We start from the raw sequence: 15,405 nt of genomic DNA on the forward strand, positions 1-15,405 counted from the left end.
GCGGCGACATGGCAGTCAGTCCAGCTCACGGTGGAAGGTGAGCACGCCTTCGCGCGTAGCGCGGTAATGCGCGGCGAGTTGCTCGACGAGGTATACCGAGCGATGGCGGCCGCCGGTGCAGCCGATCGCGATCGTGACGTAGCTGCGGTCGTCCTGTTCGAAGCGCGGCAACCATGCATCCAGCCAGCGCGTGGTGTCGGCGAGGTATTCGTTGACCAGCGGCTCGGCTTCGAGGAACTCGCGCACCGGCGCGTCCTTGCCGGAGAGCGGGCGCAACTTCGGTTGCCAATGCGGGTTGGGCAGGCAGCGCGCGTCGAACACGAAATCCGAATCCAGCGGCAACCCGCGCTTGAACGCGAAGGACTGGAACATCAGGGTCATGCCCTCGGTGGCCTGCGCGTAGCCCGTAGCGACCAGCCGGCGCAACTGGTGCACGTTGAGTTCGCTGGAATCGATCACCTTCTCGGCAATCGCCATCAGCGGGCGCAGCAGGCGGCGTTCCTCTGCGATCGCGTTGGCCAGCGACTTGCCGCGCGTGGCGAGCGGATGGCGACGACGGGTTTCCGAATAGCGCTTGAGCAGCACATCGTCGCTGCAGTCGAGGAAGATCAGGTGCAACTGCACGCCGGTGGCGGCCAGTTCGGAAAGCGCCTCGGGCAGGTGTTCGAGGTCGGCGCCGCGATTGCGCACGTCCACGCCCACCGCGATGCGCCGGTAACGGCCCGCGCCGCGTCCCGCCGCGTCCACCAGTTGCGGCAGCAGCGAGGGCGGCAGGTTGTCCACGCAGTAGAACTCCAGATCCTCCAGCGCGCGCAGGGCCACCGTCTTGCCGCCTCCGGACATGCCGGTGAGCACGATCAGGTGGGTTTCGTGCGGGTTGGTGAACAGGTTGCTCGGTGTGGATTCTTCGATCATGAACAGGCTCTACTCACCATGGCGGCAGCCGGCGCAGCTGATGCGCCTGGCGGTCGATGAAGGTCTGCGCCGGGTCGATGCCCTTGCTCTTCAGCGCGTGGCTGCGCACGGCTGCTTCGACCAGCACGGCGATGTTGCGGCCCGGCGCCACCGGGATGGTGATCATCGGCACCCGCACGTCGAACACCTCGCGGTGGCCGGTGTCGCCGGTCAGGCGGGTCAGCGCGTCGATGTCCTCGCCTTCGCGCAGCGGCTTCAGGTGGATCACCAGCCGCAGGTACTTGGACGGCTTGACGGACATATGGCCGAACATCTCGCGCACGTTGAGCACGCCGAGGCCGCGCACTTCCAGCAGGTCCTGCAGCAGCTCGGGGCAGGTGCCGTCGATCACGTCGGGTGCGATCAGGGTGAACTCGGTGGCATCGTCGGCCACGAGCCGGTGGCCGCGGCTGATGAGTTCCAGCGCCAGTTCGCTCTTGCCGGAACCTGCCTCGCCGGTGATCAGCACGCCGATCGAGAACACTTCCAGGAACACGCCATGCAGGGTGACCTTGGCCGCCAGCTGGCGTGCGAGGTGGTACTGCAGGAAGGTCAGCAGCTCATGCCCACGCTTCGAACTGACCCACAGCGGGGTGTCGGTTTCCTCGGCCACCTCGCGCAGATCCGAGGGGATGGTCTGATCCTTGGTGACGATCATCGCTACCGGACGGGTGGCGGCGATCTTGTGGATCGCTTCCCAGCGCTGGCGCGAGTCCATGGCGTCGAGGAAATTCAGTTCCTCCGAGCCGATGATCTGGATCTTGTTCGGGTAGATGACGTTGAGATAGCCGATCAGCGAAGGTCGGCGCGATTGCGCCACGTTGGGTTCCAGCATGCGCGATTCGCCGCGCATGCCGGCGATCCAACGCAGCGCCATGCGCTCGTTGACGCCGTCGAAGAGTTGTCGTGCGGTGAGCCGATCCAAGCTTCGGTCCTTTGCGTCGCGCGCCGCGCGTGGAGGTTGCGGCGGAGCAGGGCCATTGTGCCAGCTTGGGGCGGAGCTGTGCGGGGAAGAGCAGGCCGCCCGTGCGCTGGGCGGCCTGCGGCAAGCGTCAACCGTACTGCACTTCCGTGCGCGTGGCGCGATGGTGCTTGTCCACGATCTTTTCGCGGTGGCGGCGCAGTTGTGCCACCAGCTTGTCGAACAGTGCGTCGATGGAGGCGTACATGTCCGCCTCGGCGGCCTCGGCGTGCAGGGTGGCACCCGTGATACCCAGCGTGGCATCCGCGCGATGTCGCAGCTTGTCCACCGAGAGGATCACGGCGAGGCTGACCAGCTTGTCATCGAGGCGGTGGAGGCGGTCGAGCCTGGACTCGACGTGTTGACGCAGCGCGGGGGTGACATCGATCTGCTGGCCGCTGAGTTGGAATTGCATGGTACGCCTCCTCTGGTGGTGCAGGCCGCGTTTCGCGGCGGGATCGGCGCGCTTCGGTGGATGCGGGCGCGCCTTCGAACATCCTTCGCTACAAATATGAGAGCGTTTTTCCGGGGAGCAAGTTCCCTGCTCAACTCTTGCGCTGGCGTTCGCTGGAACTCGGGATGCGCAATCCCTCGCGATATTTGGCCACGGTGCGTCGCGCGACCTGGATGCCTTTGCTTTTCAGCTCTGCGGCCAAGGCCTGGTCGGACAGCGGCTTGCGCGGATTCTCCGCATCGATGAGCTTGCGCAGCATCGCCTGGATCGCCGTGGCCGAGGCGCTGCCGCCGTCTTCGGTGGAGACGCCGCTGGAGAAGAAATATTTCAGCTCGAAAGTGCCGCGCGGCGTATGCAGGTACTTGCGCGTGGTAACGCGCGAGATGGTGGATTCGTGCATGCCAACCTCCTCCGCCACTTCGCGCAACACCAGTGGATGCATTGCCTCCGGCCCGTAGTCGAGGAAGGCACTCTGTCGCCGCACGATGGCGCCGGCCACCTTGAGCAGGGTTTCGGCACGCGACTCCAGGCTCTTTAGCAGCCAGCGCGCCTCCTGCAGTTGGCCCTTCATCCAGTTGGCGTCGTCGCCGCGCGCGCGGGCGATCAGGTTGCAGTAGTGCTGGTTGAGGCCGAGCCGCGGCTGCGCGTCCGCATTCAGGCGCACCTGCCAGCGACTGCCTTCGCGCACGGCATAGACGTCCGGCGCCACGTATTCCACCGGGGTGGCGTCCAGCGCCGCGCCGGGGCGTGGGTCGAGGCTGCGGATCAGGGTGGCGGCGGCGGCCACTTCTTCCTCGTCGGCGCGAAGCTTGCGCGCGAGTTTCGCGACGTCGTTGCGTGCAAGCAGTTCCAGTTCGTTTTCCACGATGGCGAGCGCCAGCTCGCGTTGCGGCGTGCTGGGGTCGAACTGCTGCAGCTGGCTGCGCAGGCAGTCGCGCAGGTCCAGGCTGGCCACGCCCAATGGGTCGAAACCCTGCAGGCGGCGACGCACGGCCTCGATCTCGGCGAGACTGGCGTCGAGGTTGTCGGGCAGCGCCGTGCGCACGGCTTCGATGCCGTCGGCGAGATAGCCGTCGGCGTTCAGCGCGTCGATCATCACCGTGGCGATGGCGGTCTGGCGCGGGTTGAAGCCGGCCAGATTGAGCTGCCACAACAGATGCTGCTGCAGGGTTTCGGGCGCGGCGTTCTGCGGCTCGAAGTCTTCGTCGCCACGCGCGTTGCCGCTGGCGGAGCTGCTGGAAAAGTCGATGGGGGTTTCGACATTGCCGCCGCCGTCGTCGGTCCACTCGGCACTGTCGTCGGCGTCGATGCCGTGGTCGGTGACGGCCTCGGCGGGGCCGGGCGTCTGCGCGTATTCGGCTTCCGGTGCGGCTTCGTCCGCGCTGGCGTCGCTGTCTTCGCTCTCGTCGGCGAATTCCAGCAGCGGGTTGCCTTCGGCGATTTGCCGCAGTTCGGTTTCCAGCTCAAGTTGCGACAATTGCAGCAGCCGGATCGCCAGTTGCAGTTGCGGCGTCAGGGTGAGCTGCTGATGGAGACGAAATTGCAGTGCAGGTTTCATGCCGGCCCGTGGAATGGACTGGCAGTCATCCTACTCCGCAGCCGGCGGGCGCGGCCATAGCCAGTTCGCCCGCCGTGAAGCCAACGTCAAAGTTTGAATTCGCGACCCAGATAGACCTCGCGCACCTTTTCGTCGGCGAGGATATGGGCGGGCGTGCCGCGCGACAGCACCTCGCCCTCGTTCATGATGTAGGCGCGGTCGCAGATGCCCAGTGTTTCGCGCACGTTGTGGTCGGTGATGAGCACGCCGATGCCGCGTTCCTTGAGGTGGCGCACGATGCGCTGGATCTCGCCCACCGAAATGGGGTCGACGCCCGCGAAGGGTTCGTCCAGCAGCATGTAGCGCGGGTTGGCGGCCAGGGCGCGGGCGATCTCCACGCGGCGGCGCTCGCCGCCGGACAGGCTGATGCCCTTCTGCGTGGCGATGTGGCCGATTTTCAGCTCGTCGAGCAGCTTCTCCCGTTCGACTTCGCGCTGCTGCTGGGTGAGGCTCTCGCGCAATTCCAGCACGGCCATGATGTTGTCGGCCACGCTGAGCCGACGGAACACCGAGGCTTCCTGCGGCAGGTAGCCGATGCCCAGGCGTGCGCGCAGATGCATCGGCAGGCCGGTGATGTCCTGCTGGTCGAGCTTGATCGTGCCGCCATCGGCTTCGATCAGGCCCACGATCATGTAGAAGCAGGTGGTCTTGCCGGCGCCGTTGGGGCCGAGCAGTCCCACCACCTCACCCTCGCGGATGGAGAAGGCGAAATCGCGCACCACCTGGCGCGCCTTGAAACTCTTTTGCAAACCTTCGGCGGACAGCATCGATCAGTTGCCCTTTGCCGGTGCGGCGGGTTTCGCCGGAGCGGCGACTGCCTTGGGGGGCAGCTTGCCGGCCACCGGCTCGTTGTCGGGCACCGGCATCGCGGTGGGCGGCTTGGCGCAGACGACCGGCGCGCCCGTGGTGTTCTTGGGCAGGATCACGCCATGCACCAGGCCGTTGCTGGCGGTGTCGCCGGTGATGTAGTTGGTGTTCTGGTTGTAGGTGAGCTTGTCGCCATGGAATTCGCCACGGCACTGCTGCACCACCACCGCGTTGCCGATGAGCACGGCGATGTTGTTGACGTTGTCGTAGTCCAGGGTGGCGGCGTCGCCGGTCACCAGGTTGTTGTTCTCGTCCAGTTCCTGGATGTGCGCCGGATGGCCGGGCGTGCCGGTGACCACCACGCGCGATACCTGCTGGTCGCCATCGAGGTAGATCTTGGCGATGTCGCCGGTGAGCAGCATGGTGCCCTGGGTGATCCTGACGCTGCCGGTGAGCGTGGTGACCGTGTTCGGCGCGTTGTAGGCGTCGGTCTTCACGGACCAGGTGTTCATCAGCTGCTGGCGATCCGACTTTTTGGCGCTGGCCGCCAGCGGAGCCAGGGCGAGCAAGGCCGCCACGCAGGCAATGCCGAGAGCCTCACGATTTGCGTTGCGGACGCGGGCGCGGCGGGAAGGTGCCATGGCTTGCATCGAACAGCTCCAGATGGTTTTCGTTGAGGTTGGCACGCATGCCGATGCCGTCCAGTGTACGGGCGCCCTGCACGGCGTGCGCCGCTTCGGCCGTCACCATGCGGTTTTCCTTCGGCCAAGCGGTGACTTCGGAAGTGTCCAGGGTCGCCATGTCCACCGGCTGGCCCTTGGCATCGGTGTAGGCGGCGCGCTGCATGTGCACCGGGCCCTGCAGCTTGATCAGGGTGCCGCTCTTGTCCACCCAGCCGTACAGCGAATGGCCGTCCCAGTCCGGGATGCCGGGCTTCTTGGGGGAGATCTGGAAGACCGGTGCGTTGATGTACAGGGTGTCATCGTCCTCGCGGCGCTCCATATGGGGCGCCTGCATGCGGAATGCGAGCAATCCTTCGGGGTTGTACGACCACATCTTGGCGTTGTAGAGCACGTAGCCCGAGCGCGGCGGCCCCACGAAGTCGTTCTCCTTGGGTGTCCCGACCACCCACCACAGCAACACCTGGGCGAGCCCGGCGGCCAGCGCCACCAGCACGATCATGGCGGGCAGCTTGCGGTCGCGGAACCAGAGCCGCAGGGAGGCGATCACTGCCAGCGCTCCCGCTCGGCGGCGCTCTTGCCCTGCGCGTGCAGGATCAGGTCGCAGGCTTCGCGCACTGCGCCCATGCCGCCGGGCAGGCGGGTCTGCCAATGCGCGGCCTCGGCAACCCACGGGTGCGCGTTGGCCACCGCCACGGCGAGGCCGGCGATGCGCATGGGCGGCAGGTCGGGCAGGTCGTCGCCGACGAAGGCGGCCTGCTCGGGCGCGAGACCCAGCGCTTCCAGCAGGGCGGTGAAGCAGGCGTGCTTGTCGGCCTGCCCCTGGTAGACGTGGGCGATGCCCAGTTCTTCGGCGCGCAGCGCCACGGGGTGGCTGATGCGCGCGGTGACAATGGCGACCTGCACGCCGTTCGCCTGCAGCCGCTTCAGGCCGAGGCCGTCGTGGACGTGGAACACCTTGGTTTCGCGGCCGTCCTCGCTGTACCAAAGCCGGCCATCGGTGAGCGTGCCGTCCACATCGAACGCAGCCACGCGGATTTTCGCGGCACGGGCGAGGAGGTCGGCGGGGAGATCGGCCAGATACATGAGTCGGTTCGCAGAAGTGGCGGGAGAGATAAACGTGCGATCAGACCACGCGTGCACGGAGCAGATCGTGAATGTTGAGCGCGCCGACCACGCGCCGCTCGTCGTCCACCACCAGCAGGGCATGGATCTGGTGCTTCTCCATCAATTGCGCGGCCTCGGCGGCCAGCTTGTCGGGGCCGATGGTCTTGGGGCCGCGGGTCATCAGCGCCGCCACGGTGGCGTCGCGCAGGTTCACCCCCTCGTCGTCCAGGGCGCGGCGCAGGTCGCCGTCGGTGAACACGCCGAGCAATTGCTGCTGTTCATCCACCACGGCGGTCATGCCCAGGTGCTTGCGGGTCATCTCCACCAGGGCGGCGGTAAGGCTGGCCTCGGGCGGCACGCGCGGCACGTCTTCGCCCGAGTGCATCACGTCGCTGATCCTGAGCAGCAGGCGGCGCCCCAGGCTGCCGGCGGGGTGCGAGCGGGCGAAGTCGTCCGAGGTGAAGCCGCGTGCCTCCAGCAAGGCGATCGCCAGCGCGTCGCCCAGCACCAGTGCTGCCGTGGTGCTGGTGGTCGGGGCCAGGCCCAGCGGGCAGGCTTCGTTGCTGATGCTGCCGTCGATATGCACGTTGGCCTGGGTAGCCAGCGAAGAAGTCGGTTTGCCGGTGATCGCGACCAGCGGAATGCCCTGGCGCTTGATCATCGGCAGGATGAACAGCAGCTCGTCGGTCTCGCCGGAATACGAGAGCGCCAGCACCACGTCGTCGGGCTGGATCATGCCGAGGTCGCCGTGGCTGGCCTCGCCGGGGTGCACGAAGAAGGCCGGGGTGCCGGTGGACGCCAGCGTGGCGGCGATCTTGCGCGCCACATGGCCCGATTTGCCCATTCCGGTGACCACCACGCGGCCGCGGCAGGCCAGGATCAGCCGGCAGGCTTCCGCGAAGGCGCCGTCGATGCGCGGCCCGAGTTCGGCAATGGCCGCGGCCTCGGTGGCGATCACCGCACGGGCGCTGCGCACGATGGCTTCGGGTGCGAGTTCGATGGCGGCGTGCGGGACGGGACGTGGGTTCATGGGGGCTCGATACGGGGCGCGGGAATGCCCATGGCGGGATCGCTGTCGTTTCTGCGACAGGGGATTTCCATTACCATGGCATATTCGCATTTTAACGTCACAAGCCGACGCGATGCCGATTCCGGTCGCGTCCGCCGCCCTTTGCTCGTGGAAGCCCGATGGACCCAGCACGCATCCAGACCCTGATCGAAACCGGCCTGCCCGGCGCGCAGGCTGAGGTCAGCGGCGACGATGGCGTGCACTTCGAGGCCACCGTGGTCGCCAGCCAGTTCGCCGGCAAGCTGCCGCTGGCGCGGCATCGGCTGGTCTATGCCACGCTGGGCGAACTGATGGGCGGCGCGATCCACGCATTGGCATTGAAGACGCTGACCCCCGAGGAAGCCGCCGCGCGCCGAGGGTGATTTCCGCTCTTATTGAAAAGTCCGGCACGGATGCCGGTTCTTCTTCGCGCTCATGGAGGAGCGTACAAGTTTAGGACACCGTTCGATGGCCAAGATCCTGATCAATGGCGGCGTGCCGCTCCAGGGCGAGGTAGGCATTTCCGGCGCGAAGAACGCCGTGCTGCCCATCCTCGCCGCCTGCCTGCTGGCCGATGCGCCGGTCAGCATCGGCAACGTGCCGCACTTGCATGACGTCACCACCTTCATCGAGCTGCTCGGCCAGATGGGCGTGCAGCTGGTGCTGGACGACCGCATGAAGATCCACGTCGATCCGCGCACCACCAGTACCTGCATCGCTCCCTACGACCTGGTGCGTACCATGCGCGCCTCGATCCTGGTGCTGGGGCCGCTGGTGGCGCGCTTCGGCCAGGCCGAGGTGTCGCTGCCCGGCGGCTGCGCGATCGGCTCGCGCCCGGTGGACCAGCACATCCGCGGCCTGCAGGCGCTGGGCGCCGAGATCACCGTGGAGAACGGCTACATCAAGGCGCGCGCCAAGCGGCTCAAGGGTGCGCGCATCGTGATGGACATGGTCACCGTCACTGGCACCGAGAACATCCTGATGGCCGCCACGCTGGCCGAAGGCACCACGGTGATCGAGAACGCCGCGCAGGAGCCCGAGGTGGTGGATCTCGCCCATTGCCTGATCTCGATGGGCGCGAAGATCGAAGGCGTGGGCACCTCGACGCTGGTGGTCCATGGCGTTGACCGCCTGCACGGCACCGACTACCAGGTGCTGCCCGACCGCATCGAAACCGGCACCTTCCTGGTCGGTGCGGCGATGACCGGCGGCAAGGTACGCGCCCGCGGCGCGCGCGCCAACACGATGGACGCGGTGCTGGCCAAGCTGGAGGATGCCGGTGCGCACATCTCCAGCGGCGAGGACTGGATCGAACTGGACATGGGCGGCCGCCGGCCGAAGGCGGTCAACATCACCACCGCGCCGTATCCGGCGTTCCCCACCGACATGCAGGCCCAGTTCACCGCGCTCAACTGCGTGGCCGAGGGCATCGGCATCATCACCGAGACGGTGTTCGAAAACCGCTTCATGCATGCCCATGAGCTGCAGCGCCTCGGCGCCGACATCCAGCTCGAAGGCAACACCGCCGTCATCAAGGGCGTGAACCAGATGAGCGGTGCGCCCATCATGGCCACCGACCTGCGCGCCTCCGCTTGTCTGGTGCTCGCCGGACTGGTGGCACAGGGCGACACCACGGTGGACCGCGTGTACCACATCGATCGCGGCTACGAGAACATCGAGGAAAAGCTGGGCACGCTGGGCGCACGCATCCGGCGTCTACCGAACTGAGCTTTGGTTGTGCGGGCACATGGGCCGGGTATGCCATGTGCCAGCGCAGACCGTGGAACCTCTGCGATCTCCGTCTGTCTGGCACCGGAAGTTATTTGAGCGAGTGCCCTATGGCTGCGAATAGCTCACGAGTTCCAGCGTGAGATTGCCGCCATCCTTCTGGGAAATCTTGACCGGCACCGGATATTTCGCCGGCACATACCAGGCGTTGAAATCGCGTTCTTGATCGGTGCGATCCACGCGTACGGCATCGAACGAACCGGCGGGCACGCTGACCTTTTCGCTGGCGGCCACCTTGAACGTCTGCATCTCGACAGCCTGCCTGCCGCCGACGCCGAAGGTGGCGCTTTTCGCGCCGTCACGCAGCGCGACGCCCAACGCCAGCGGCAGCGTATTGCGTTCCACCATGCCCGGTTGCATGGGATAGCTGTGATGCTTGCCGTTGTCATCCATTTGCACGGTATTGCCCTGCACGACGAGTTCGCGGTTCTTCGGCTTGAACGAAGAGGCGAAGGCGTACTTGTATGACACCGCCTGCGGTACCTGGCCGGCCCAGGTGAAGTGCGACACTTCCGACGTGCTGGCACCGAAGGCGGCGGCGAGGCCGGAAGTGCCGGTGACCTTGTCGGTGTATTCGAACTGGCCGTTGCCGACTGGCTTCAACGTGAGCTTGGCTTCGCCCATCGGCTCGCCACCCTGCAGCACGTGGTAGGTGGCGGTGAAGGACTGCGGCACGCTCGCGGCGGAAACAGCCGTGGCGGACAGGACGAAGGCTGCGGCAAGGCCGGCGCGGAGGAGGGAGATTTTCATTCCGCCGAATATAGGCCGTGTGGCTGAATGCCGCACGACCTGTGTATCTACGAAAGCTGCGCCAGCGTGAGCGGCGCGGTCACCGGTCGGCCATCGAACATCGCTTCGCCGTTCCAGCGCAGGCGGCCGCGGGCGATGGCCCCGACTACGGCGGGCAGCAGCCGGTGTTCTTCGGCAAGCAGGCGATCGGCAAGCGAAGCTTCGGTATCGCCCGGGCCGACCGGGATGCGTGCCTGCGCCACTACCGGGCCGCCGTCCAGTTCGGCGGTGACGTAATGGACGCTGGCACCGTGCTCGGTGTCGCCGGCTTCGAGGCAGCGGCGGTGCGTGTGCAGGCCGGGGTACTTCGGCAGCAGCGACGGGTGGATATTGATCGCGCGGCCTTCCCATTGGGCCACCACAGCGGCGTCGATCACGCGCATGAAACCGGCCAGCACCAGCAGTTCCGCGCCACTGGCCGCGACGCGCGCGAACAGGGCGCGGTCGAAGCTGGGTCGATCCGGATAATCCTTCGGGTTCAGTGCCAGCGTGGGGATGTGCGCCGCCTCGGCCAGCCGCAGCGCGCCGGCAGATGCCTTGTCGCTGCCAACCAGCACCATTTCCACCGGCAGCCCACCGGCATCGCGCGCCGCGACCAGCGCAGCGAGGTTGCTGCCGCGGCCGGAGGCGAGCACGGCAACCTTGAGGAGGGACTGGCTCACGACAGGCTCAGCCGATATGGACGCGCTCGTCGTCCGTGGCCTTGACCACTTCGCCGATCACGCGGCTGGAAAGCCCGTGCTTGCCCAGCAGGGCGGACGCCGCAGCCACCGCGTCGCGCGGCAGGATCACGGTGAAACCCACGCCGCAGTTGAAGGTGCGCCACATTTCCTCGCGCGCTACCTTGCCCTCGCGTTGCAGCCAGTCGAATACCGGCGGCAGTTCGATGCTGTGGGCGTCAAGTGCGAGGCCGAGGCCGTCGGGCACCACGCGGATGATGTTTTCCTTGAGACCGCCGCCGGTGATGTGGGCCATGCCGTGGATGGACGCACCCTGCGTGGCGATCAACTCCAGCATCGGTTTCACGTAGATCGTGGTGGGGGCCATCAGCGCGTCGACGAGCTTCACGCCGCCCACGTCGAGGTCCAGCGGGCTGCCGGCACGTTCGAGGATCTTGCGGACCAGCGAATAGCCATTGGAATGGGGGCCGCTCGACGCCACGCCCAGCACCACGTCGCCGGACACGATGCCGTCGCCCGAGAGCAGCGCGGCTTTTTCCACCGCGCCCACGGTGAAGCCGGCAAGGTCGTATTCGCCGGGCGGATACATGTCCGGCATCTCGGCGGTCTCGCCGCCGATCAGGGCGCAACCGGCCAGCTCGCAACCCCTGGCGATGCCGCCCACCACGGCAGCGGCCGTGTCCACGTCCAGCTTGCCGGTGGCGAAGTAGTCCAGGAAGAACAGCGGTTCCGCGCCCTGCACCAGCACGTCGTTCACGCACATGCCGACGAGGTCGATGCCGATGGTGTCGTGGCGGTTCAACTGCTGGGCGAGCTTGAGCTTGGTGCCCACGCCGTCGGTGCCGGAGACCAGTACCGGCTCCTTGTATTTGCCGCCCAGGTTGAACAGGCCGCCGAAACCCCCCAGTCCGCCCATCACTTCGGGACGGCTGGTGCGCTTCACCAGCGGCTTGATACGTTCGACCAGGGCATTTCCGGCGTCGATATCGACGCCGGCGGCGCGGTAGGTGAGGGCGTCGGACATGGCGGAAACCGGCGTGGGAAACGCGCAATTCTACTGCATGCGGACGGTTGCCGACGCGGTCGTGCGCCAGTTCCTTGTACAGCGGCATGGACGCCGCGGGGGCGATTGGGCAGACTTCCGTGGTATTCCCCGCCAAGTGCCCCGCCGATGCGCCCGTTCGCCATGCGCCTGCCGCGCCTGTTCTTCATCGTCCTGCTGCTGGGCCTGGCCGGGTTGCCGCCCCTGCATGCGCAGACCGTATCGCCGTATTCGGTGACGGTGCCGGTGACCGACACCAGCGACACCCAGCGTGGCGCGGCCTTCGCCAGCGCGCTCAGCCAGGTACTGGCGCGGGTGGCCGGCGGCCAGGATCTGCGCGGCAAGGCGGGTTACGACGATGCGTTGAAGAACGCCGCAGCGCTGGTGCTGCACTTCCAGTACGCACGCACCACCGGCGGCATGAACCTTTCGGTGGATTTCGAGCCGGGCGCGGTGCGCCACCTGGTGACCCAGCTCGGCGTAACGGACAGTGTGGGCGGCAAGCCGCCGGTGTTGTTGATGGTGCGCGGCAGCGACGGCCAGTTGCTGGACAAGGACGCGCTGGCCAGCCTCGCCGGTGCCGCCGCCGCGCGCGGTTATGGCGTGACCTACGTCGATCCCTCGAACGCACCCGATCCGGCCAAGGTGGACGCCGCCGATCCTGCCACCCTGGTGGCGATCAATCAGCAATACCACACCGGTCTGGTGCTGCTGGGCAGCCTGCACGACGGCGGCGCCGACTGGACGTTGGTGTCCGGCGGCAAGGCGCAGCACTGGAACGACAAGGCCGCCACCGAAGACGCGCTGATGACCGATGCCGGCAACGGCATGGTCGACCGCATCGGGCAGCAACTCAACGTGATCGGCTCCACCGTCAACGACGAGAAGCTGTGGGTGAGCGGCCTCGCCAGCGCGATGGACTATGCGAACCTGCTCAGTTTGCTGCGCAACGATCCTTCGGTGCGTGGCGTCGCCATGTTGGGCGCGGACAACGACGGCATGTTGTTCGAGGTGAAATCGGTGATGCCGGCCGATGCGCTGGCTGCGAACCTTGCGGCGAGTGGACGGTTGATTCGCAGCGAGGCGCATCCGGATACGGATGCCAGCCTGCAGTGGCTGCACTGATCTCGCATGCAGGCTCCTCGCGATACCACGCACACCTGCATGCGAGTTGCCCGCGAAGGCCCGCGCATCCATGTGCGGTCATATGCGGACCCTTCGCAAAATCCCGCACGTCTCCGTGCGGACTCTTCGGGAGAGCCGGTTTTGCATAGGGCCTTGGGATGATGAACCACGACGCCTATCGCCGCTGGCAGATGCTGGCGATCATCGCGGTCATCGGCTTTCTGCTGTGGCGGCTGGCCCCGATGCTGACGCCCTTCGTGGTGGCGGCGATGCTGGCCTATCTCGGCGATCCGCTGGCGGACCGGCTGGAGCGCCTGCACATGGGCCGCACGCTGGCGGTGACCATCGTGTTCCTGGTGCTGCTCCTGCTGCTGGGCGGTGCCTTGCTGCTGCTGATACCGCTGATCTCGCACCAGGTCGAAAACCTGATCCAGAACGTGCCGCGCTACGTGGACTGGGCTGAGCACACGGCGTGGCCATGGCTGCAGGTGAAGCTGCACCTCGATCCGCGCACGTTCGACAGCGACCAGCTGATCGCCACCATCAAGGAGCACATCGGTTCAGTGGGCGGCGTCGCCGGCCTGGTGCTGGGCAAGGTGTCGCGTTCCGGTCTGGGTTTCGTGCTGTGGCTCACCAACCTGGTGCTGGTCCCGGTGGTGGCGTTCTACCTGCTGCGCGACTGGGATCGGCTGGTAGCGGCCATCGACCGCCTGTTGCCGCGTTCGATCGAACCCACCATCGCCCACCTTGCGCGCGAAACGAATGCCGTACTTGGCGCGTTCGTGCGCGGCCAATTGCTGGTGATGCTGGCGCTGGGCGTGTACTACGGAGGCTCGCTGTCGCTGGTCGCCGGGCTGTCGGTGGGTGCGCTGATCGGCATGGTCGCTGGCCTGCTGAGCTTCGTGCCCTACCTCGGGTTCATCACCGGCTTCGGCGCGGCCATCATCGCCGCACTGGTGCAGTACGGCGACTGGAACCATGTGCTGATTGTCTGCGGCGTATTCGTGGTGGGGCAGTTGCTGGAAGGCTACGTATTGGTGCCCAAGCTGGTGGGAGAGAAGATCGGCCTGCATCCGGTGGCGGTGATTTTTGCGGTGCTGGCCGGCGGCGAGCTGTTCGGCTTCCTCGGTGTGTTGCTGGCGTTGCCGGCCGCGTCGGTGGTGATGGTGTTGTTGCACTATCTGATGGAGCGTTACCGCCTGAGTGAGCTGTACACCGAAGAGGGCGAGGCCGACCCCGCCATCCATGAGACCGTCGTCGAAGTGGATGTCGCCGTGAGCACTGCGTCTGACGCGGGGGAGACCGCGTCGCCGCACGAGCCATCCGCCCGGCCATGATTCCGCAGCTGCCGCTTGCGTTGCGCTGGCCGCGCCGCCAGCGATTCGAACATTTCCATGCCGGCGCCAACGCCGCCGCACTCGCCGCGGTTGAACGGCTCGCGCGCGAGGCCGCTGCGCCATGGCTGTACCTGCATGGACCGGCGGGCAGCGGCAAGAGCCATCTGCTGATGGCCGCATGCCAGGCCGCCGGCGACGCCGGGCGCAGCGTGCAGTACCTGCCGCTGGCGAAGTTTGCCGATCATGCCGCCGCGATCCGCGGCGTTGCGGGCGGTGCCTTGCTGGCGCTGGACGACCTCGGCGCCATCGCCGGCATCCGCGAGGCCGAGCACGCGCTGTTCGACCTCTACAACCGCGCCAAGGCGGAAGGCGCAGCCCTGCTGTTCGCTGCCGAAACCACGCCTGCCCAGTTGGGCCTGGGGCTGCCCGATCTTCGCTCGCGCCTCGGCGCCTGCACCCAGCTCGCGCTGCGACCGCTGGACGATGCCGAACGCCGCGACGTGCTCAAGGCGCAAGCCGCACTGCGCGGCATCGAACTGGACGAAGGCGTGCTCGACTGGCTGTTCGCCCGCCATACCCGCGACCTCGGCGCGCTGCTGGACCTGCTGGACCGGCTGGACCAGGCTTCGCTGGCGGCGCAGCGGCGGGTGACGATCCCGTTCCTGCGCGAGCTGCTGAAATAGCCGCAGAAGCCAACTGCACCCATGGTGGATTGCCCATGCCCGACATCCAGTTCAGCAGCGACGAGAAGGAAATTCTCGTGCGCAAGATCAAGCTCTACTTCACGGAAGAGCTGAAGCAGGAGATCGGGCGCTTCGATGCCGAATTCCTGCTGGATTTCTTCGCGGGCGAAATCGGCGGCTATTTCTACAACCGCGGCCTGTACGACGCCCAGGCCATCCTCTCGGGCAAGCTGGACGAGCTGGGCGAAGCGATCTACCAGTTGGAGCGGCCGACCGAATTCCGGCGGTGAGGCCCGGTCTGCAACAAGGGTTTTCCTTGCGAAATTTGCCGGGTGAGCAGGAAGATGGGCCGC

Annotated in this window: 18 protein-coding genes; 6 read left to right on the forward strand and 12 right to left on the reverse strand. The window is 66.8% G+C overall.

The features are described 5' to 3' along the window. Positions 1-15: 15 nt before the first annotated feature. From rapZ to IHE49_RS00770, 9 genes are all read right to left on the reverse strand, one after another. The gene (rapZ, locus tag IHE49_RS00730) at positions 16-915 is read right to left on the reverse strand and encodes an RNase adapter RapZ (protein ID WP_192153994.1); all 900 of its coding nucleotides are present in this window, start codon (positions 913-915) and stop codon (positions 16-18) included. Positions 916-928: 13 nt separating this feature from the next. After that, entirely contained in the window at positions 929-1,879 is a 951-nt protein-coding gene (gene hprK, locus IHE49_RS00735) for an HPr(Ser) kinase/phosphatase (RefSeq protein ID WP_192153996.1), read from the reverse strand. A gap of 127 nt (positions 1,880-2,006) precedes the next feature. Continuing rightward, positions 2,007-2,330, reverse strand: coding sequence for a ribosome-associated translation inhibitor RaiA (raiA, locus tag IHE49_RS00740; RefSeq protein WP_192153998.1), 324 nt, complete (start codon positions 2,328-2,330; stop codon positions 2,007-2,009). A 130-nt stretch (positions 2,331-2,460) separates the two neighbouring features. Further along, on the reverse strand, positions 2,461-3,927 hold the full coding sequence (locus IHE49_RS00745) for an RNA polymerase factor sigma-54 (RefSeq protein ID WP_192154000.1): 1,467 nt from the start codon (positions 3,925-3,927) through the stop codon (positions 2,461-2,463). Between the two features lie 86 nt (positions 3,928-4,013). After that, positions 4,014-4,733 carry an LPS export ABC transporter ATP-binding protein gene (lptB, locus tag IHE49_RS00750; RefSeq protein ID WP_192154002.1) on the reverse strand — a complete coding sequence of 240 codons (720 nt, stop codon included), beginning with the start codon at positions 4,731-4,733 and terminating at the stop codon, positions 4,014-4,016. Positions 4,734-4,736: 3 nt separating this feature from the next. After that, positions 4,737-5,423 (reverse strand): lipopolysaccharide transport periplasmic protein LptA, encoded by a 687-nt coding sequence (gene lptA, locus IHE49_RS00755; RefSeq protein WP_192154004.1) that lies wholly within the window; start codon positions 5,421-5,423, stop codon positions 4,737-4,739. Beyond that, positions 5,371-6,003 carry an LPS export ABC transporter periplasmic protein LptC gene (gene lptC, locus IHE49_RS00760; RefSeq protein WP_343227514.1) on the reverse strand — a complete coding sequence of 211 codons (633 nt, stop codon included), beginning with the start codon at positions 6,001-6,003 and terminating at the stop codon, positions 5,371-5,373. The genes lptA and lptC overlap by 53 nt, the downstream gene beginning before the upstream one ends. Then, positions 6,000-6,539 carry an HAD hydrolase family protein gene (locus IHE49_RS00765; protein ID WP_192154006.1) on the reverse strand — a complete coding sequence of 180 codons (540 nt, stop codon included), beginning with the start codon at positions 6,537-6,539 and terminating at the stop codon, positions 6,000-6,002. The genes lptC and IHE49_RS00765 overlap by 4 nt, the downstream gene beginning before the upstream one ends. A gap of 40 nt (positions 6,540-6,579) precedes the next feature. Further along, positions 6,580-7,590 (reverse strand): KpsF/GutQ family sugar-phosphate isomerase, encoded by a 1,011-nt coding sequence (locus tag IHE49_RS00770; RefSeq protein WP_192154008.1) that lies wholly within the window; start codon positions 7,588-7,590, stop codon positions 6,580-6,582. A gap of 158 nt (positions 7,591-7,748) precedes the next feature. Here IHE49_RS00770 and IHE49_RS00775 point away from each other — a divergent pair, with 158 nt between their 5' ends. Continuing rightward, on the forward strand, positions 7,749-7,991 hold the full coding sequence (locus IHE49_RS00775) for a BolA/IbaG family iron-sulfur metabolism protein (protein WP_192154011.1): 243 nt from the start codon (positions 7,749-7,751) through the stop codon (positions 7,989-7,991). A gap of 85 nt (positions 7,992-8,076) precedes the next feature. Further along, the gene (murA, locus tag IHE49_RS00780; protein ID WP_192154013.1) at positions 8,077-9,336 is read left to right on the forward strand and encodes a UDP-N-acetylglucosamine 1-carboxyvinyltransferase; all 1,260 of its coding nucleotides are present in this window, start codon (positions 8,077-8,079) and stop codon (positions 9,334-9,336) included. 108 nt (positions 9,337-9,444) lie between these two features. Here murA and IHE49_RS00785 read toward each other — a convergent pair whose 3' ends face one another. Genes IHE49_RS00785 through purM form a run of 3 tightly spaced genes read right to left on the reverse strand, consistent with a single transcriptional unit; the run spans position 9,445 to position 11,889 of the window. Next, positions 9,445-10,146: a DUF3108 domain-containing protein gene (locus tag IHE49_RS00785; RefSeq protein WP_192154015.1), complete on the reverse strand. Its 702-nt coding sequence runs from the start codon at positions 10,144-10,146 to the stop codon at positions 9,445-9,447. Between the two features lie 47 nt (positions 10,147-10,193). Further along, positions 10,194-10,847: a phosphoribosylglycinamide formyltransferase gene (purN, locus tag IHE49_RS00790; protein ID WP_192154017.1), complete on the reverse strand. Its 654-nt coding sequence runs from the start codon at positions 10,845-10,847 to the stop codon at positions 10,194-10,196. A gap of 7 nt (positions 10,848-10,854) precedes the next feature. Beyond that, positions 10,855-11,889, reverse strand: a complete 1,035-nt coding sequence (gene purM / locus IHE49_RS00795; RefSeq protein ID WP_192154019.1) for a phosphoribosylformylglycinamidine cyclo-ligase — start codon at positions 11,887-11,889, stop codon at positions 10,855-10,857. A gap of 147 nt (positions 11,890-12,036) precedes the next feature. On the opposite strand from purM, the gene IHE49_RS00800 reads away from it, so the two are divergent. From IHE49_RS00800 to IHE49_RS00815, 4 genes are all read left to right on the forward strand, one after another. Beyond that, the gene (locus IHE49_RS00800) at positions 12,037-13,032 is read left to right on the forward strand and encodes a DUF2066 domain-containing protein (RefSeq protein WP_225578093.1); all 996 of its coding nucleotides are present in this window, start codon (positions 12,037-12,039) and stop codon (positions 13,030-13,032) included. 161 nt (positions 13,033-13,193) lie between these two features. After that, positions 13,194-14,369: an AI-2E family transporter gene (locus tag IHE49_RS00805; protein WP_192154021.1), complete on the forward strand. Its 1,176-nt coding sequence runs from the start codon at positions 13,194-13,196 to the stop codon at positions 14,367-14,369. Further along, entirely contained in the window at positions 14,366-15,052 is a 687-nt protein-coding gene (gene hda, locus IHE49_RS00810; RefSeq protein ID WP_192154023.1) for a DnaA regulatory inactivator Hda, read from the forward strand. Before IHE49_RS00805 ends, hda begins: the two co-directional genes overlap by 4 nt. A gap of 35 nt (positions 15,053-15,087) precedes the next feature. Continuing rightward, on the forward strand, positions 15,088-15,342 hold the full coding sequence (locus tag IHE49_RS00815; RefSeq protein WP_192154025.1) for a DUF2164 domain-containing protein: 255 nt from the start codon (positions 15,088-15,090) through the stop codon (positions 15,340-15,342). Positions 15,343-15,405 lie beyond the last annotated feature (63 nt).

It is taken from the genome of Rhodanobacter sp. 7MK24 (assembly GCF_014842995.1).
Taxonomy (GTDB): domain Bacteria; phylum Pseudomonadota; class Gammaproteobacteria; order Xanthomonadales; family Rhodanobacteraceae; genus Rhodanobacter_A.